General features: G+C 66.0%; 15 protein-coding genes. 10 read left to right on the top strand and 5 right to left on the bottom strand.

Annotated elements, in window-relative coordinates:
• Positions 1 to 40 precede the first annotated feature (40 nt).
• The 6 genes from IFS44_RS13140 (at position 41) to IFS44_RS13115 (ending at position 9,245) form a co-directional block, all read left to right on the top strand.
• Positions 41 to 1,846 carry a hypothetical protein gene (locus tag IFS44_RS13140; protein WP_192098760.1) on the top strand — a complete coding sequence of 602 codons (1,806 nt, stop codon included), beginning with the start codon at positions 41 to 43 and terminating at the stop codon, positions 1,844 to 1,846.
• A gap of 304 nt (positions 1,847 to 2,150) precedes the next feature.
• A complete protein-coding gene (locus IFS44_RS13135; RefSeq protein ID WP_192098759.1) occupies positions 2,151 to 3,272 on the top strand; it encodes a phosphoribosyltransferase-like protein in 1,122 nt (373 codons plus the stop codon).
• 3 nt (positions 3,273 to 3,275) lie between these two features.
• The gene (locus IFS44_RS13130; protein ID WP_192098758.1) at positions 3,276 to 5,180 is read left to right on the top strand and encodes a hypothetical protein; all 1,905 of its coding nucleotides are present in this window, start codon (positions 3,276 to 3,278) and stop codon (positions 5,178 to 5,180) included.
• A gap of 46 nt (positions 5,181 to 5,226) precedes the next feature.
• The gene (locus tag IFS44_RS13125) at positions 5,227 to 6,375 is read left to right on the top strand and encodes a hypothetical protein (RefSeq protein ID WP_192098757.1); all 1,149 of its coding nucleotides are present in this window, start codon (positions 5,227 to 5,229) and stop codon (positions 6,373 to 6,375) included.
• On the top strand, positions 6,372 to 8,306 hold the full coding sequence (locus IFS44_RS13120; RefSeq protein ID WP_192098756.1) for an HAD hydrolase family protein: 1,935 nt from the start codon (positions 6,372 to 6,374) through the stop codon (positions 8,304 to 8,306). Before IFS44_RS13125 ends, IFS44_RS13120 begins: the two co-directional genes overlap by 4 nt.
• A gap of 15 nt (positions 8,307 to 8,321) precedes the next feature.
• Positions 8,322 to 9,245: a PfkB family carbohydrate kinase gene (locus IFS44_RS13115; RefSeq protein ID WP_244650300.1), complete on the top strand. Its 924-nt coding sequence runs from the start codon at positions 8,322 to 8,324 to the stop codon at positions 9,243 to 9,245.
• Positions 9,246 to 9,296: 51 nt separating this feature from the next.
• Here IFS44_RS13115 and IFS44_RS13110 read toward each other — a convergent pair whose 3' ends face one another.
• Entirely contained in the window at positions 9,297 to 9,788 is a 492-nt protein-coding gene (locus IFS44_RS13110; RefSeq protein WP_192098754.1) for an NADAR family protein, read from the bottom strand.
• Positions 9,789 to 9,952: 164 nt separating this feature from the next.
• Here IFS44_RS13110 and IFS44_RS13105 point away from each other — a divergent pair, with 164 nt between their 5' ends.
• The 4 genes from IFS44_RS13105 to IFS44_RS13090 all read left to right on the top strand — a co-directional run bounded on the left by IFS44_RS13105 (position 9,953) and on the right by IFS44_RS13090 (position 13,015).
• Positions 9,953 to 10,189, top strand: a complete 237-nt coding sequence (locus tag IFS44_RS13105) for a hypothetical protein (RefSeq protein ID WP_192098753.1) — start codon at positions 9,953 to 9,955, stop codon at positions 10,187 to 10,189.
• Positions 10,190 to 10,776: 587 nt separating this feature from the next.
• Positions 10,777 to 11,502 (top strand): hypothetical protein, encoded by a 726-nt coding sequence (locus IFS44_RS13100; RefSeq protein ID WP_192098752.1) that lies wholly within the window; start codon positions 10,777 to 10,779, stop codon positions 11,500 to 11,502.
• A gap of 5 nt (positions 11,503 to 11,507) precedes the next feature.
• On the top strand, positions 11,508 to 12,329 hold the full coding sequence (locus IFS44_RS13095) for a hypothetical protein (RefSeq protein ID WP_192098751.1): 822 nt from the start codon (positions 11,508 to 11,510) through the stop codon (positions 12,327 to 12,329).
• Positions 12,330 to 12,436: 107 nt separating this feature from the next.
• A complete protein-coding gene (locus tag IFS44_RS13090) occupies positions 12,437 to 13,015 on the top strand; it encodes a hypothetical protein (RefSeq protein ID WP_192098750.1) in 579 nt (192 codons plus the stop codon).
• Here IFS44_RS13090 and IFS44_RS13085 read toward each other — a convergent pair.
• From IFS44_RS13085 to IFS44_RS13070, 4 genes are all read right to left on the bottom strand, one after another.
• Entirely contained in the window at positions 13,006 to 13,770 is a 765-nt protein-coding gene (locus tag IFS44_RS13085) for a hypothetical protein (RefSeq protein ID WP_192098749.1), read from the bottom strand. The two genes, IFS44_RS13090 and IFS44_RS13085, sit on opposite strands and share 10 nt — an antisense overlap.
• Positions 13,757 to 14,158: a hypothetical protein gene (locus IFS44_RS13080; RefSeq protein WP_192098748.1), complete on the bottom strand. Its 402-nt coding sequence runs from the start codon at positions 14,156 to 14,158 to the stop codon at positions 13,757 to 13,759. The genes IFS44_RS13085 and IFS44_RS13080 overlap by 14 nt, the downstream gene beginning before the upstream one ends.
• Before the next feature lie 213 nt (positions 14,159 to 14,371).
• The gene (locus tag IFS44_RS13075) at positions 14,372 to 16,963 is read right to left on the bottom strand and encodes a DEAD/DEAH box helicase (RefSeq protein ID WP_192098747.1); all 2,592 of its coding nucleotides are present in this window, start codon (positions 16,961 to 16,963) and stop codon (positions 14,372 to 14,374) included.
• On the bottom strand, positions 16,956 to 17,864 hold the full coding sequence (locus IFS44_RS13070; RefSeq protein WP_206757841.1) for an ATP-binding protein: 909 nt from the start codon (positions 17,862 to 17,864) through the stop codon (positions 16,956 to 16,958). The genes IFS44_RS13075 and IFS44_RS13070 overlap by 8 nt, the downstream gene beginning before the upstream one ends.
• Positions 17,865 to 18,134 lie beyond the last annotated feature (270 nt).

The raw sequence follows: 18,134 nt of genomic DNA, 5'->3' as shown, positions 1-18,134 counted from the left end.
CCGGCCGGTTCATCCCGTGCCGGGGTCCAGCCTGCCGGGCATGATCGCCACCTCGGCCCGACTCAACGTCCTGGGCAACGTGACGCCCACGCTGACGGCCGCCGGCCTCTCCCGCGTCCGCCCGGGGACGATCGGAATGACGCCGTCCGGGTACGAGGAGGCGCTCGCGGCACGGCTGGGGTGCCGCCCCGACGACGTCCGGGCGGCCGCGACGCCGTACATCGGACCAGAGCGGAACGGTATCGTGCGCTGGGGGAGCGGCGCCCTCGTCCGCGCGCACCTGGAGACACGCCGACGGCGGGTCGCGCCCTCGGCGCTGGCATCGGCTCCCCACCATCGGGCCGCTTGGATGAACCTCATGCTCGACTACTGCCCGGAGACGCTGGAACGGTTGATCGACGCCTGCCCACGGTGCCTTCGCCCTCTGGGTTGGCGGTCCGCGTGGGGCATCGGCCACTGCGACGATCCCGACTGCGAGGTACTCCCCGTCGGCTCGGAGTTCCTGACGACGGAACTCGCGTCCGGCTATCGCATGTTCGCAGAACTGGGGTCGCCGGTTCCGGAGGAGCGGTCCCGCCGGCTCGCCGCGATGGCCCCGGAATTCGCCGCTCTGCATCCGGTCGCGATCCTGGACTTCGCCTTCCGCCTCGGAACGGCGCTGGATGCGGGCGGCCGCGTCGGACGCGGCGGCGTCTGCGACATGCCCGGCGATGCAAGGGCACGATCCGTCGCTACGGGTGCGGAACTGCTGCAGGCTTGGCCCGGTGCCCTGAGGGAGGCGGTACGGAGCGCCATCGCAGCGGACGACGGACGTACGGCTGCGGCCCGACGCAGCCTCAAGGCGTCGCTTCTGCGTGCGGCGACGCCCCGTTCCGGCGGTGACGCCGTCGAGGCGATGCTGCGCGATGCGATCCCCGAGGTCTTCGTCGAAGTCGGTCGCGTCTTCTCGGGCATCGATCGGGCGATGATACTCGGCAGCGAATCAGCGCGACGGCTATGCGTGACCCATGCGGAGCTGGCCGCGGCGTCGCAGAACGGCGTGTTCACCGAGGAGGCCGTTCACGAGGGGGGATATCGACGCGTCCAGTACGTCGAGGCCGAGATCGTCGCCGCCGCGGCCGCGCGGCGCGATTCGGTGCCGATCGGTGTCGTCGTGAAGAGCATAGGTGCACCGCTCTACGCCTGCGAGCGCATCATCGGGAGCGGGGCGATCGAGCGTGAACGCCATCCCTTCGCACTTACCCTGCATGGACAACCCAGGGCCGTGAAGGCTTCGCTCGAGGACTACGTCACGAGCGTGGAACGGGCATGTCGCGCGACGCCGCCGCCTGCCGATGCCGTCGGCCTCCAGCCGGCGATGCGATCGATCGGTGGCGGTCTGAAGCCGTGGCGCCGTGTCCTGGCTGCGGTCATCGCAGGCGCGCTTCCATGCTGGCTGTCACCGGCGGAAGGCTCTCTGGCGGACCGGATGCTGGTTCGTCAGTCCGACGTCGCGCGCTTCTCTGCGGTCGAGAACGGCGATGGGGTGAGCGATGACGCTCATCTCTCGACCGCGATGTCGCAGTTGGACGCGATGGCGGTACTGAATCTCAAACAGACCGAGGGACCGCGTCTGCTCGACGCAGGGCTCATCACCGCGGCGGCCGGACGCCGCTCTCTGCTCATCCCTATCGCACAAGTCGTCAGTCTGGCCCGCGAATGGATCTCGACGGCGGAGATCGCGGCGAACACGGCACTCTCGCCGGCACGCGCGTACCGGATGGTGGAAGCGGTCCTGGGACCAAAGCCGTCACCTGCAGGTTGGCTCCGGACGGACTACGACCGGGCGTTCAGTTCGGTGACCTGACGGGTAACGGCGAGCGTCCCGCCATCCGGCGTGCCCATACGTCACCGCACCGCACCGACATCATACTGGTCCCGCGCAGCCATGGCGAGCCGCCCGGAGCGACGAGGCAGCCTACGCCCGAACCGAACGGCACTTCGCCGCCGGCGGATCGACGACGGCGGACCGGCGGTTCCGCGAGCGAGGAGATGCCACCGGATCGGACCGGATCGATCGGACGCTTGGTTGTCAGCTCCACGGTATGACGACTAGAGGTTGACATGCCCTCAGCGGGCAGACCCGAAAACAGCTGGGCGCTCGGAAAAGAATGAACACACTGGGACTGCGCCTCATCGCCGACATCATGGGCTGGGGAGAGGACGGCACCGCCACCGAGGAATACGCATGGCTGCGCCTGATGGCGTCCGCGAAGTACGACGGATACTCGGACTTCCGCGCAGGGTCCCGCTTCATCGAGAATCTTGCGACCTGGTTGAAGCAGTTCGATCCAGAAGACCGTCACACCGCCTACGATTTCGTTCGGCAGCGCCTGGTGTACATTTCGGCGGCCGAGATGCAGCGCACCATCGAGGCGTTCGTGCCCGAAACGGTCACACCGCACCTTCGTCGACTGGCGGCGCAGGCCGCCGGCATCGCAGCACACGAAGTCTGGGGATCCACCGAAGGCGCTACGGCATTCAAGCGCATTCTCCGTCGTTGCCTCTTCATAGGCCTGAGCGACGGAAGCCGCATCGACATTCTTCGACGTGCGAACGCGACCAAGCTCAGCACCGAACAGATCGCACCGATGATGAACATCGGCATCGAGAAGTGGCAGGACCTGGGCAAGGAGCTCTGCGATGCCGAGAAGGACGCGGACGCAAGGTTCGAACACGTGTACCTCATCGACGACTTCACGGCGTCGGGCACCACATTCATCCGCGAAGTCGGAGGCAAGTGGAAGGGCAAGCTGACGAAATTCAACGCGCTGGTGGAGGAAGCGCGGCGCGAGATGGACGGGGCATTCCCGTTGGCGCGCGGCTACTCTCTCCACATCCACCACTACCTGTCGACCTACAAGGCGCGTCGGGCGCTCGAGGAAAGGGTGGATGACGCAAGGAGGAACTGGACGGAGCGCTCGTTCGGTGACATCTCCATCACGCAGGGCGTCCTGCTTCCGGAGACGCTTCCGCTCGATGCCGTGCGCGACGAGAATCTGATCGAGATGTGCGGTAAGTATTATGACGACCAACTCTACCAACGGCTCAAGAAGCATTGTGACGAAGCGGGACAGACGAGCATGAAGCTCGGCTACGCCGATTGCGCACTGCCCATCGTCCTGGAGCACAACACTCCGAACAACAGCATCCCGCTGCTATGGGCCGAGACCGAGGGTACGCTCGGGCATCGGATGGTGCCGCTCTTCCGTCGACGCGACAGACACGGCTGAACGATGGCCAATCCCTTTCTTCGGCGTGCGACCGAATACATACGCGACGACGCATCGTTCCTCGCGATAGTGAGCCCTTCGCCGCTGACCACCTTCCTGGCGAAGCATCCGCGCCGAGACGACCTCTTCGACGTGCCGGTCCGCATCGTCGGTGCTCCCGGCAGCGGCAAGACGATGCTCGCGACCCTCGCCGAATTCAGGCTCGTCGAGGCCATAATGCGCGATCAGACGAGCCCGACCAATCGCGATCTCGCCTCCGCACTCGATCAGGCGGGTTTCCTGCGGGACGGTCGTCCCAGCGTGGCGGCCGTCCGCCTGCCCATGGAATCCGAGTACCGCGACTTCTGGGAACTGCCGTATGACGACGGCGTCAAGACGAAGCTCGTGCTGTGGCTTCTGCAGGCGCGCACGATCCTCGGCCTCATCCGCAACCTCACCGCCGGCGGCAGAAGGGATCTCGACGGGATACGCTTCGTCCCGCGCGAGGGCGCCGAGACCCGGATCGAGGACTACGGAGGCGTGACCGCCGTCGGGATGCAGGACCGTGCGCTGCGCGTACAGCGGGCGATCTCATCGATCGGAGCAGGACTCGTGGCTCCGCGGCTGGAGGATCTTCCTTCGGAAGCCACCGCACCGTATCAGCCCTTCGAAGCCATCAGGGCGATCGAGATCGATTGGGACGGAGAACCCCTCCAGCTCTCCCCGCTAGCGATGCTGGACGATGTCCACGCCCTGCATCCGATGCAGTTCGAACAGATATTCGTCGCTCTGGCCCGCCGGGAGATCAAGTTCGGGCGCTGGATGATGATGAGACTGGACGCTCTCAGCCCGGGAACGGTGCTCCAGTCGCCGGAGAATCTCGAGACCCACAATCTGAAGCCGGACCGGGACTTCATCAACGTGTTCATGCAGGGACGGGAGGATCGCACGCTCGAGCGACGGCAGTTCCGCACGATGGCCGCGGACATGGCGAACAGATATCTGCCGCTCGTGCAGGCTCTGAAGACGCGGAATGCAACGCAGTTCTCGGCATTGGTCCCGACGCAGCCGCCGGCGATCAGCGACGCCAAATACCGCGACCTCCTCTCCGCCGCCGAACGCGATCAGAAGAGACTCGGTATAACCACGAGCAGGCGGGCGTCCATCGACGCGTTGGTCGCCCAGTACATCGATGCGAGCCCCGGGTACGATCGCCAGCGTGAGGTGGCGGTGGCGATGTCGCGAATCCTCATGCATCGCTACGCCAACCGCGTCGCCAGCGTCGCCCCCTCGCTGTTCGAGGAGTTCGATCCCGAACCATCCACGCCGCTGAAGGCGGGGCCGGGGGTGGCAGAAGCCGCTAGGCTGCATCTCAATGAGGATTACGGACGCCCCCTGCACTACGGCCTGGAGAACCTGTGCGATGCGAGCAACGAGAACGCGGAGCTGTTCCTCCAGCTCGCCGGGACGCTTGTGGCACGCATGGAGACCCGCGCGATACGGGGCAAGCAGGCGGCGCTTCCGGCGGAGATCCAACAGGAGGCGCTGCGCGAAAAGGCACGTGAGATCATGGACGGCTGGTCGTTCGCCTACGCGCGTCGCGTCCGCGCGCTCGTGGATGCGATGGCACGAGATTGCCGTGCGGTGTCCCTGCTGCCCAACGCACGGCTCGACGCCGGTGCCAACGCGTTCGGCATTCCCGAAGGGGAGATCAGGGCCCTGCTCGAGACTCAGGACGATACCGCTTCGATCCTCAAGTTCGCCGTCGCTCATGGTGCGATCGTCGTTCAGCGCGATTACGGCCAAGGCAGCCGTAACTGGTGCCTGATCGAGCTCAGCGGCATCGTCTGCCTCGCCCACGGCCTCACCCTGAAGCGCGGCGGCTTCCTGGAGCGACGGGTCGACCAACTCGCCACGCTGAGCGCCTGACGTGCGGCCTCACTGGGACAACTGCATCGCCCACTTCGACGAAGGCGTGGACCGTTTCGTCGCCGAGTACTTCTCGGGTGGTACGCGCCGATGCCTCTTCGTTGCCGCCGCCGGATTCGATCCTCGCTCGCGGCACGTGGCACAGCTGCTCGCGACCACGCTCGGGGATCGGGTCGAGGGAGTTTTCATAAGGGAGGAGCGCGGACGCCCCGATGCCGGTCTCGTCGCGGCGGCCGATGCGAACGAGGCGCGGCTTCAGGCCATCATGCCGCAGAGCAGGGTCCTCGCCGTCCCCATCTTCGGCGACGACGAGGCACCGATCGGTGGTCTGCGCATAGCGAAGGCGCTGTCGGAGTTCACGATCGATAACGACGTCACCGACGTTGTTCTCGACATGAGCGCGCTGTCGATCGGCGTGGGCTTCCCAGCCGCGCGGATACTGCTCGAAGCCTGCGAGCGCAGCACGACACGATCGTTCCACCTCATGATAGCGTCGGATCCCGACCTCGACGATCGCATCTCGAGCGAGCCCGGCGACAGACCGATCGCGGTGCGGGGTTTCGCCGGGTCCGCTCAGATGTCCAGCGTCAGGCCGGTCGCGAAGATGTGGGTCCCACAATTAGCGAAGGGACGCGGAGCGGCTCTGGACGCGATCAACAGCTACGTCGGAGAATGCTACAAGATCTGTCCGATGGTACCATTTCCCGCGAAGGATCCGAGGCGGGCGGACGCGCTGCTGGCGGAACACCAGTCCCGCATGGTCAACGAATGGTTCGTCGATCCGCGAGACCTGGTCTACGTGTCGGAGCGCAATCCACTCGACACCTACCGAACGCTCTCGACCCTGACCCGCAGGTTCAACAATACCGTGGCGGGCATCTTCGAACCTCAAATCTTCCTTTCGCCGATCGGCAGCAAGGTCATGGCGGCCGGAGCTCTGATGACCGCGATCGAGTACGATCTCACCGTGCAGTACCTCGAAACGGTCCGATACGAATACGCGCCCGAGGCTCATACTGACGCGGCACCTCAAATCGTCCATCTACTGCTTTCGGGACCGGCGTACGGCGGCTATCCGAACGCCCCGACGGAAAAGGTCCAGACGACCGATCCGCAGGACACGGCGGGTTCACACGTGCTCGACACGATCCTCGGGATCGATGATGATCGCGACATGCCGGTGGATCGATCATGACGCGCTTCTCGGAGAAGCTGGACGCCCTGCCACGGTCGGTCGCGATGCTGGCGGATCAGGATCTCGGCCCCTTGGCCGCCGCGATACGGGGAACGCGGGGACGAAGGACGATCGTCGTGGCATCCGGCGGATCCGTGGTCGCCGCCCATTTTCTGGCGCGCTGCCGTGAGACGCTGTTCGGCGAATGCACGGTGATCGCGACTCCGATGGAACTCGTTCTCGGTAACGGCGACCTAGGTCTGGCAAGCGTATGGATCCTTAGCGCCGGCGCCGACAATCCCGACACGGTAGCAGCCGTTCTCGCTGCCAATGCGCGCGGAGCGGAGAAGGTCGTCATCGTGACCCGCAACTCCGCAGGTGCCGCATTGTCCGCTTTGAAGGCGAACGGAAGCGTCCACGTCGTCCCGGTCGCCGACCACAAGGACGGCTTCCTCGCCACCCACTCGCTCGTCTCGACCATCGGCGCCCTCCTGATGGCGTCGGACCTCGCTTCGATCGATCCGATCGGTCGATCTCTCGCCGATGCGTGGATGGGGGCAGTCGATCGGTCGTTGTCACCCGACGCACGTGCAGCTCACCTCGCGTCCTTCTCCGACCTGAGCGGCGCTGACACCATCCTGCTCGCAGCCGATCCGCGAGCGGCGACCCTGGCCGTGCTGATTGAAACGTCCGCGTGGGAGGCTTCTCTGTGTGCGGTCCAGCGGACGGACCTCCGGAATCTCGCGCATGGACGCCACGCATGGCTGCATCACCGGCCGGAACGCGTTCGGTTGATCGCGCTCTGCGGCATCGAGACACGGAACACGTGGGAGCGGATCGACGCGTTGGTGCCTGCCGACGTAAGAAGAACCGTAGTCGATCTCGGTGACTGCGGCAGATACCGTAACGCCGTAGGAGCCATCAGCGGTCTCGGAATGATCGAAGCGATCGGTGCGTCAGTGGGCATCGATCCCGGAAAGCCGGGCATCGGCGAATTCGGACGGACCCTCTACGCCGATACGTCGCTTCTCGAACTGGCGCGGACACTGGCACCGTGCGTACGCCAGAAACGCGACGCATGCGCCGTCCGAGACGACCCCGCATTCACCGAAGCGGATCCCGTGGCGGACGCGGCCGCCCACCGGGACGCCTTGTCGGCGAAACCTATCGGGGGCGTGGTGCTGGACTACGACGGAACCATCGTCTCCACGGACGCCCGGTACGATCCTCCGATGCAGGTCGTGATAGAACAACTCGTACGCATCCACTCCGCCGGCGTCTCGATCGCGATCGCCACCGGCAGAGGCGGATCCGCCGGCGAGGAACTTCGGCGAGCCCTGCCACGGGAGATCCACGACAGCGTCATCGTAGGCTACTACAACGGTGGACACCTCGCCCCTCTATCCGTGGACCTGGTCGACGAGCCTCCGGTACCGAACGACGCGATCGTGCGGGTCGGCGGATGGCTGCGCACGAATGCGCGCGCATCGGTTGATGGCCGGATGAAGGTCGGTGCCGTCCAGATAACCATCACGGTCGCGCGACCCGCAGAAGCCGATGACCTCGCCGCCCTCATAGCAGAACTGCCGGAACTGCAGCGTGGCGAGCTTCGCATGGCGAGATCCGGGCACTCGATCGACGTCATAGCGCGATCTGCAAGCAAGATGGCCGTGGTCACGGCACTGCAGGCGCGAACGCCGAACGACAAGCAGATACTGACCATCGGGGACAGCGGAGCGCGAGGAGGGAACGACTGCGAAATCCTCTCCAGGTCGGCGGGCATCAGCGTCGGAGAAGTCTGCGGCCGTTCCGAAGGATCCCATTCCATGTTCGGGCGCGAGATCACCGGCCCTGAGGCGCTGGTAGAGGTGTTGCGTGCAATAAGGCCGTCGCTTGATGGCAGGATGCGGCTTCACGTCGAGGATTTCTGCCTCGACGCCGCCGATCAATGAGCACATAAGGTGAACATGCGAACGAAACACGGTGCTCCGGAGGTCGTCGGGACAGGTTTCACCGTCCTCGACAGGATCTATGCGGATGGCGGCTTCTCCGCCGAGGCTCTGGGCGGGTCCTGCGGCAACGTCCTGGTGTCCCTTGCGATGCTCGACCGCGCCGTCGCGCCGGTTCTGGTCCTCGGATGCGACGACGTTGGGCGGAAGCTCGTGGACGAGTTCCAGTCGGCGGGAGCCGACGTCAGCTTCATCTCTCTTCACGCCGATCTCGCATCGCCGGTTCTTGCTCAGGAACTGGATACGACCACCGGCGAACACCGCTTTCGCTTCACGTGCCTGGATACCGACGCCGAGTTCCCTAGATACCGCTCCATCGGAGTCGACGAGGCGGCCAATGCCGACGGCGCGATCGGTACCTGCGCGGTGTTCTATTCGGACCGCGTTTCGGTAGGAATCGTGACCGCCATGGAGTCCGCACGCTCCTCGGGAGCGGTCGTCTACTTCGAACCGTCCGACATCGACGACGAGGAGCTGTTCGAACGCGCACTTAGGGCGGCGACGATCCTAAAGTACTCTTCCGATCGGCTCGGCGGTGATCTCGACGCCCGAACCGCGGCGAGTGGCGCGATTTCGATCGTGACGCATGGTGAAGCCGGGCTGGAGATGCGTCAGGGTACAGACGTCCGGTGGTGCGACGCCATAGCCACCGATCGCGTCATGGACACGTGCGGCTCCGGCGACATGGTTAGCGTAGGCCTGATCGACTGGCTTCTTTCCAGCCGCGGCACGCCGGGCCCCGAGATGACTCTCGGCGGATTGGTGCGCGGCGTCGTCGCCGGCCAGCGACTTGCAGCCGAGAACTGCGGCTATGCCGGAGCCAGAGGCCTTTTCCAGGAGAAGGGCGCCATGCATGCGCGCCGCATCCTCTCCCTACCCTGATCCGCCTGATGAAGGAGGGCGCCTCCGGGATCGATCGGCGACGGGCCGACGCTACTCGGCAGCGACAAGCACGCCCCCGCCGGCATCCTCGCACTGGTACTGGGCCCGTAACTCCATGAGCATGACTCCGAGCATGTTGCGCCCCACGCCGTTCACCTCGCCCCATAGCCGATTGACGTCGCTGTCGACCGTCGCGCTCTCGACCAGCCGCGCGGTGCCCGTCGAAAGCAGGAGCGCGCGCAGGTCCTGATGCTGGTCGAACTTCGCGCGAAGCACCGCCCGCATCCGCCCGAACTTGTTCGTCGACCACCCCGGAGCGACGTCCCAATAGTACAGGCCATGGGCGGCCATCGCGAGGAGCGACGGTGACGGCGCGGACATCAGCCACTGGCGCACCTCCGGTTTACGCGCCTTTCCCGCCTGATAGGCGTGCTCGCTGGTGACGAAGCGCTCCCCTTCGAACTCCATCTCACGACGGAACAGGTTGCTGAACGCGCCCCACGGACGCTCGCTCGCACGGTAAAAGCGGATTTCGTCATCCATGTCGCAGTTCCTTGCAAATTCACATTGATTGGTACATGCGTTTTTGCATGAAGGCAACGCCGGATCATCTCGCGACTCTTCGCTTACGGATCGCAGCTGCACGTGGGCGCAAGCGCCTGACGAACGCGGAGATAGGCCGATTGTCGAAGGTGGATGCGGGTCAGGTGAGCAGGATCGTGCGAGGCCAGTTCAAGACGGTGAGCCACAACGTCGTGCAGATCTGCAAGGTTCTGGGACTGAAGATCGAGACCGTCGCGACACCCTCGCGGCGGAAGGATGCGGCTTGGTCGAAGCTGGAGGCCAGCGTGCGCCGGCTATGGGACGATAGTCCGCAGGGCGCCGAGAGGATCGCCGCCATGCTCGACACGATCGCGGAACTCCGCCCCCAAGCGAAGTCGTAGAGAGATACGTCGAACGCGTCGTGACCTGCCTGCCGACCGGACGAAGGTGCGCTGGCCGAAGCCGATGATCGCACGCTGCGATCATCGGCTTCCCATGGGATGGAAAATACGTGCCGCAATAGCTTCAGCATCGTCAAGTCCGGCGCCCACTCCGATGCGGTCTCCCGGCGCGGTTCCCGGCAATGTCCGCCTCGCTTGGCATGGCTGCTCGTGCGCCACCCGGAGCCTGCATCCATCCGCTTTCGCCCCTACGATGTGCCTCGATCCGCAGCAACGGTCTCGAGGATCACTCCGAAGTGATCCTCGCGTTTCGGAAACTGATCCTCAGTATCGTTGGCGCTCCGGCATGCGCGTCCACATTTCCCGGCGACCGTAAACCGAACGGAGGGTCGACGACGTCATTAGTTCATGCCCCGGCAGGGCGCATGACCGCGGTCGGTCCACGCCCGGTACGACGGCTGGGCCCGTGCCGCTCGCGGCGGACCACGGGACCACGAGCGACGGTCGACGGCCAGCCCGAACGACGCGCGCCTACGAAGACCGAAACCCGCCCCATCGTGAATGGAAGCCCAGCAAGGAGTTCGCAGATGCCGAAGAAGACCACGAAGCCCGGGAAGGCCCTGGCGACCACCGCCCGCGCCACGCGCGAGACGCACCACGCCCTGGTCGGAAGCAGCGACGTCGTCAGGGTCGACGCCGTCTTCCGCGTTCCAGCCGTCCACCCGACCCAGATCGGGCCGTGGAGTGCCGAGGCCGACAAGATCAGCTGGACGGACATGGCCACCGGCTACGGCTGCATCATCCGCCGATCGCCGGTTGGCAAGCACCTGTGCGGATACGTGTCCGTTCCACCCAGCCACCCGCTGTTCGGCCGCGGCACGGAGACGCTGGGCGACCATCTGGTCGGCGTCCACGGAGGGCTCGACTACGCTGCAGCCTGCCAAGCCAGGGAACCCGAGCCGGTGTCGATCTGCCATCCCTCCGGCCGAGAGGGGTCGTCACGGGGCGCGCGGTCGTCGGGGCAGAACGTTTACGAGAACGACGTCGCCAGGGGACACGACGACGCCTGGTGGTTCGGCTTCTCCTGCAACCATCTCGGGGACGTCAAACCGGAAGCGGACTACAAGCGCCACAAGGACCAGGCCCTGCTCGCCGGGGTGGCCGATCCCGTCTATCGGACGGAGGCGTTCGTGTACCGCGAATGCCTCCGTCTGGCCGTTCAGCTGATGGCGATCGCGCAGGGCCGCGACCCCCGCGATGCGGACCCCGGTCCGGTCTCGACCGTCAACGATCCCTACCGGAACAGGATGTGACCGCCATGAGCATCGATCCCGAACTGCCATGGGGCAACTGGCTCCGCATCGAAGCCCACGGGGGCCATTTCGCGTACGTCGACGACGCGACCGGGCAATCGTGGCCGTCGCCGCGTTCCGCGCTGTGGAACGGTCGCCTCGGCATGGGCGACCGCAACGGCGGACCGCCGCCGGAACTGCTCGAACTGATCCACGCCGTCCTCGCCGCCACCGTCCGTCGCGTCCCCGGCCATCGGGAACAGCTCAACGACCTCTTCGGCGGCAACGTGCTCTTCCAACGCATGTTCGACGTCTGGCTCGGGTCGAGCGGATTGGCGGTGCCCCAGGACAACGGACACGGCATCGCGGAGCTGACGGAGGAGGGCTGGGCCGTCCTGCACCTGCTGACCGCGACGCGACCCTACGACGTCCGCCGCGACCGTCCCTGTGCGGCGACCATCGCGATGCTCGGCGAACTCGGCCTCGGACCGGAGGGACGCGAAGCGAGGTTCGAAAGGTTGGAGCGGGAGGCGATCCGCTGGGACGCCGCGTTCCTGCGTCGCAAGGAAGCGGGTAGGTGGAGCATCGTGCTGACGAAGCGGGCGGGCGGGCCGATGCCGGTGCTGCGGACGGTCTGGAGCCTGTCGTTCGAGACGGAGGGTCAGCGGGACGACTTCTACGATTGGCTCTGCACGCGCCTCGACCGCTGGCAGGCCTGGGCCGATCTCGCAGGCGACTACGGGTCGGAGAAGCTCACCAACAAGCTCTTGGGGATCCTGGCAGGGGCGGTCGGCGACGACAGTGGACACGTCCCAGTCCAGCCGACCGGACTCGCTCCACCGGGTTGACCGGCGATCGGCACGTCGCGGAAGCGGGCATCACGTCGAGACGATCGGGCATGCGCCCGATCGTGGTGTCTGGATCGGCATCGCCGATATCGAAGGCGAGACGAAAAATGACGGACGACATCGAAGCTAGGCAGAGGCGCATCGAAGGCATCACGGCAAGGGATCGACGCGTGCGCGAGGCCCTGCTGAAGGAGATCGAGGGGGGATCCGCAACGCTGGGCGGGATCGTAGAGGCCACCGCAGGGACCGGAGTCCCGGTCCACCTGAGGTCGTACGCGGTGTTCGAACTGCTGTGTTCGGGTGATGCGTTGGTACGCGTGCCGCTCTCGCAGATGGGTTCCGCTACGCCGATCCTGCCGTTGAGGCGGATCCCGGGCGAAACGACGCTGGAGGAGGTGGAAGGCCTGCTGGGAGCTCCCGCAGGCCGAACCTCAGCCGACCGGACCGCGCATACGACGTGGGTGCTGTCGCAGAACGGCGGCGGCACCAGCGCCCCGCGCATCCCCCATGACCTTCGTGACGCATACGATCCCATGTGTCCCAAGGACTGCCGGCTACCGTTTTCGCAACTGGGGCCCGCAGAGGCACTCATGCTCGAAGCGACGTTCGAACTCGGGGTGCTGGTGAACAGCCGGATCTTCGTGGCGGTCGGCGGCCAGATCCGAGTTCCGGACCGCTACAAGTAGAAGATCTCCCTGGCGATGGGCTCGAGCCGATGAGCACCCGTCTTCGGCAAGACCCGCTCGATGCCGACGCCGTCGTGCCGACGGAGCAATCTACGCGAATTGTCGTAGAGCGACGTCGTCGTCACGAGATACATCGTGGCCGGCCGGGAGAGCGGCACGAGCATCCGACTGTAGTTCCCGCTCATGTGGAGCTCGACGTCATGGATCACGCGCCAAGGCTGCAGGTCGAGCATCGTTCCCAGAAGGGCTCGAGCAAACATCAGATTCAGGCTCTCTCTTCCGTCGTACGCCTTCAGTTCGACCGCAACGAGGACACCGCCGACGAACGCACCACCACCACGCCAGCGACATGCGAACGCGTCACGGCCCGGCAGCACCGAAAGATCGAGTTCATGCGTCGCTCCACTGTCGGACCGGTGCCGCAGGCTCAGATGAATCTCGCTGCGAATCTGAACCTCCTGACCCTGCGGTCCTATCTCCGTGCGTTCGACGACGATGTGAGAAGGGGCCGTCGCCGGGTCGTCGGAAGCGGCAGGCATGTGCCCGGGACCTCCGCGGACCACGAACGTCGTCACGGGCTGATCGTCGCATCCCACCGCGGCTATCGTCGCCCCCATGTCGCTCAGATGCCGGGCGATCGCCAGCATGGCCCAGGCCTCGAACGCCTTGCCCTTGCCGGACGTCACGTCGGGGGCGACGATCGACAGCGCCTCCGCCGCCTTCTCGACCGCTTCGAGGCATTCAGCGAACGTCACGCCAGGTCCCTTCGAACGCAGGTCCCCAAGCGGCCTTCCAGGCAGCCAGCAGGTTCTTCAATGCGACGAGCCGTTCCTGGCTCGCCAGCCCGTGCTGCGGACGAGCCGACCGCGCGCTGGAAGCGACGACGACGTCCTCGACGCGGAACACGCTCTCGCTGCGCTTGGCGCTGATACTCAGAGCGGAGAGCTCATCCCGGATGGCGGGAACGAGATCGATCTCCCGATCCAGCAGTCCCTCGACCACGAGGTTCGCGATGCGAAGTTGGCGACGACCACGCGCGTCCTCGTCCTCGACCGGCATCGGCGCCACAGGCTCGCCCTCGTCGTCATCGTCCCCGACAAGGTCCGCCGTATCGTCCGGAGACTCGGCCTCTTCTATGCTCATGAGTATCTCCGAAGCCATGCCCGTCGCTCCGCCCCTCTGAAGCGCGGAGATCAGAAGCTGCACCCTCTCATCAAGCTGTGCCAATCGACGTCCTCCCGCATGATGCCCACGAGCCGTACGGAAGCACGATCCGCGGACGATGATCCAGCCGCCCCGCGAACGTCGCCGACCCGGCTTCCTCCGGAGCGAACGCGCGCTGCGCCGATGCGGCGCTCAAAACACGCCGTCCTCTTCAGGATCGGTCACGACGCCGGTCTTCGGGTTCCAGAACACGCGTCGCCAGTCCTGGCCCGTGGGTTCGATCTGATCGTGCGGCACCCAGCCTTCGCCCTCGCCTCCGGTATCGTATCGGTACATCAGCATCGTCGTGCTCCCGATCTCGAACAGCTTGGGCTCGAGTATGGCCCGCTCGACGTACACGCCGTTCACCCGGACGCTCACGATGCTGTCGGAGGCATACACGACCAGATCGCCGTCGGGAGCCACGAGGCCGCCGTCCTGGTCGGCCAGGCCTTCGGCGAGGGAGCGGTACCAGGCCGAGAGTCCGGACACCACGTCCTCGCCGACGAAGGCGCCGGCACCCGCCCGATCCGCTGCGCGCTCCAGCCGCTCGAGGAACTCGTCGAAGTCCGTGAAGAGCGGTTCGGTCAGTCTGAGGCCACCATAGATGCTGTCGTAGAGGACCACTGTATCGGTCACTCGGCGTGGGACGCCCTTCTCGTAGAAGGCGATGTTCGTCGAGGCGTAGTCGATGTCGTTGGGAGCGACGCTCTTCTCGCGGATCAGGAGCTGCTTGAGCGCTTCGCCCACGGCGGCGCGCACGATCGGCGAGGAACCGGAGCCTCCGCTGAACCACGGCTCGTTGATGCGGATCACGACGCCTGTGGTTCCGAACTCCCGCTGCTTCTTCGTCATCCGGGGATCGGACGTCCGCATGTCCCGATACATCCGTGCGGCGCCTCCCGCCTTGAACCCCAGCACGGACTCGTTGACCTGCAGCGCCACCTCCGCCAGCAACCCGCCCGCCCCGCTCATGATGCGGCTGTTCACCACGTCGTCGATGCCCGCCCCCACGTTCACCGTGGTGTGCAGTATCGGTCGCGTCGGCGCCGCCTTGACGGCGTCCTCCAGACGGATGGACCGATCGAAGGCGCTCGATCGCCATTCGCGCACCTTCATGGGACGCTTGAGATGCAGATACAGAGCTCCGGGGTAGGCCTCGCGGATCGCCTGATTGAGAGCGATGCCGCCGATCTGCTCCACGTCGTCCCGAGCACCGATCTTCAGCTTGTAGTTCGCCTCGCCGACCTGGCGGAGCGGATAGTTGAGATGCGGCGAATCCGCTCCCAGCTGGGCGATGTAGTCGAACTCCCGAGGACGGCGCGCCCCCGGCTTCGAATGCTCGTAGACCAGAGCGAAGGATGCGGGCCAATCGACGCCTGCGGGGACAGATCCTCCGTTGGATCCCAGCTGCTCCGATTCGTCCATCAGGCAGCGCGCGTGAGCGAACTGGATGAACCGATTGTCGAGATAGAGATACGACGGCTCCACCGAGCCAGCGTAGTACTCAGCGAAGCTCGAACCGAACCTCGTGAACGCCTGAGGCGGCGCCATCACGGCGAACACGCCCGGCGAAGCCCTGCCGACGCGGCCGAGCCGCTGACGGAAGGCCTTCTTCGACTGGGGAACGCCGAGGTTCATGCCGACCGTGAACCCTGCGACGTCGATGCCGAGCTCCAGCGCGGAGGTGGAGACCACGCCGCGCAGGCTTCCCGCCCGCAGCTCCCTCTCGATGCGCGTGCGATCCGCGGTCTCGTAGCCGCTCCGATACGGCAGCACCGCGTCGTCGGCGACCGCCGAGCACACCCGCTCCACGCCCTGCCGACTGTCGTGGAAGGCGATGAAGCTGCCGGTTCCGGCTTCCGCGTGGATGCGGCCGATGACGTCGACCAGGGAGCCCTCCGCCGAAGCGCCTTCCGGGCCTGCGACGTGCAGCAGCGTCCTGCCGTGGCTCGGCGAGCCGTCGTCCACGTCGCCGATCTCGTCGAAATCGCATCCCGTCAGGCATTGCATGTGATCGCGTGGTCCGAAGATCGTCGCGGTCGCCGCGATGAGCTGCAGTCTCGTGTCGCTCCCCGTCGCCCGGCAGACCCGTTGACGGGCCACCAGCAGACGACGGAACAGGTAGGCCACGTTGCTGCCGAACACCGACTCGTAGACGTGCGCCTCGTCGATCACCAGGAACCGCAGTCGCGTGAGGAACTCCCTCGTCGCTGGTGATCCGACCTGCCGCATGAACCAGGCCTGCAGGAGGTCGGGCGTCGCCACCAGGACGCGCGCCGTGCGCAGCGCTTCCGACCTTCGTTCCATCGGCACGTCGCCGTGCAGTTCCTGAACGGTCCCCTCGGGCAGGCCGAGTTCGCCGGCGAGGACCTTCCATCGCTGCAGCTGATCGGCCAGCAGCGCCTTGAGCGGATAGACCACGATCGCGCAGCCGGTCCCTTCGAGCATCTCCCGCATCACCGCGAACTGGAAGATGAGCGACTTGCCGGACGCCGTGCCGGTCGCGACCACGACGTTGCTTCCCGCATCGATGCGTTCGAGCGCGATGCTCTGGTGCCGCCATGCGCTGCCGTCGGGAAGCTTCCGCGCGACCCAGGCACCCAGACGGCCTTCGAGGTAGTGCGCCGCCAGAGGCAGTCGGCGTTCCTGACGCGGAGCCACGTCGATGCGCTCGACGACGTCGAGCCCCCCGTCCTCGACGAGACCCTGGAACTTCTCCAGGACCGTGATCCGATCAGCCATTCGATACCTTCTTCCCGGGTGTGACGCGTTTCGAGAGTGATGCTACCGACGGAGCACCGGAGGGCTTCCCCGCCCGATCGCGGAGCTCGGCCAGCCTGTCCGAGAGATCCCCCAGGGCACCGGTGTCGAGGGTCATGACGACGGTCGTTCCGACGGCGCTGCAGTCTACCATCCGGTCGCCCTGACGATCCCCCACCATCGCGGAACCGCCGCTGATGAGGGTGAACGAACCCGCAGCGTCGCAGATGCCCTTCGTCATGTAGAGACCGTATCCGGTGTTCCGCCACACGTCGCCGGCGCGACCCGAGCGGCCGCGTGAGGTCACGCCCGGCCGCGTCGCCATCAGCAGCGCCGCCTCGTCGTCCTCGACCTCGATCCCGGGATTGCGTCGCAGCGAACGTGCCAGACCCATGCCGGCATCGCTCACGACGAGTTCGGCGCGCCCGATCGTAGGCCACCACTGGGCGGCGAAGGCGTAGCTGTCGGCTTCGCTGTGCTCGACCACGTTGCGGACGATCTCGCGGATGGAATAGGCGAGCGTTTCGAACACGTCCCCGTCGTCGAGACGCGTCAGGACGGTGACCAGCCGCTCCGCGTCCGCCTGGATCACGTCGCCGTGATGCATCATCCCCTCCGCCGCCCGCATCCTCAGGTCGTCGACCGGCTGCGTCGTGAGCGGTACGAATGCGTCGGTCGAGTCCAGCGCGCCGGGCTCATGGCCCCAGTCCACGCCGAAGTACCGGAAGAACCCGGCAGCCGCAGCGTATCGCATGGCGACCCCCTTGTGGTTCTCCACCCGACGCTTGAGCCCGGGCCGCATGTCGCGGAATCCGTTGAGGGCGTTCCCGACGACGATCATCCACCCCGGGCCCGTGAACCGGACGTTCGCGAAGTCGAACACGAACGATCCCGTGACCGGCAGCCTCGTCAATCCCGCCGAGAACCTCAGGACCCCGTCCCAGTCCGACCCGTCCGGGACCATGACCCTCGTTACCCCAGGCATGTCGTTCAACTACTTCGTCCCGTACCGGTGGAGCGCGCCTGCAACGTCCCGATGGGCGTTGGGGCGACCGTTCGCTACGATCCGGTCGCTCCACAAAATGCCCGGCCGTGCGCCCATTGCAACGCGAGAAACGTCCGGATCGGATGAGCATGGCTACGAAAGCACGTT

The sequence above is a fragment of the Sphingomonas sp. CFBP 13706 genome, from assembly GCF_014842355.1.
Lineage (GTDB): Bacteria > Pseudomonadota > Alphaproteobacteria > Sphingomonadales > Sphingomonadaceae > Sphingomonas > Sphingomonas aerolata.
This window is presented reverse-complemented; position numbering and strand designations above follow the sequence as displayed.

Coding starts and splice junctions, on each gene's coding strand:
- IFS44_RS13090 (WP_192098750.1), top strand. CDS start 12,437: ATGACGGACGACATCGAAGCTAGGCAGAGGCGCATCGAAGGCATCACG.
- IFS44_RS13095 (WP_192098751.1), top strand. CDS start 11,508: ATGAGCATCGATCCCGAACTGCCATGGGGCAACTGGCTCCGCATCGAA.
- IFS44_RS13100 (WP_192098752.1), top strand. CDS start 10,777: ATGCCGAAGAAGACCACGAAGCCCGGGAAGGCCCTGGCGACCACCGCC.
- IFS44_RS13080 (WP_192098748.1), bottom strand. CDS start 14,158: ATGAGCATAGAAGAGGCCGAGTCTCCGGACGATACGGCGGACCTTGTC.
- IFS44_RS13110 (WP_192098754.1), bottom strand. CDS start 9,788: ATGGATGACGAAATCCGCTTTTACCGTGCGAGCGAGCGTCCGTGGGGC.
- IFS44_RS13115 (WP_244650300.1), top strand. CDS start 8,322: ATGCGAACGAAACACGGTGCTCCGGAGGTCGTCGGGACAGGTTTCACC.
- IFS44_RS13135 (WP_192098759.1), top strand. CDS start 2,151: ATGAACACACTGGGACTGCGCCTCATCGCCGACATCATGGGCTGGGGA.
- IFS44_RS13130 (WP_192098758.1), top strand. CDS start 3,276: ATGGCCAATCCCTTTCTTCGGCGTGCGACCGAATACATACGCGACGAC.
- IFS44_RS13140 (WP_192098760.1), top strand. CDS start 41: ATGATCGCCACCTCGGCCCGACTCAACGTCCTGGGCAACGTGACGCCC.
- IFS44_RS13120 (WP_192098756.1), top strand. CDS start 6,372: ATGACGCGCTTCTCGGAGAAGCTGGACGCCCTGCCACGGTCGGTCGCG.
- IFS44_RS13075 (WP_192098747.1), bottom strand. CDS start 16,963: ATGGCTGATCGGATCACGGTCCTGGAGAAGTTCCAGGGTCTCGTCGAG.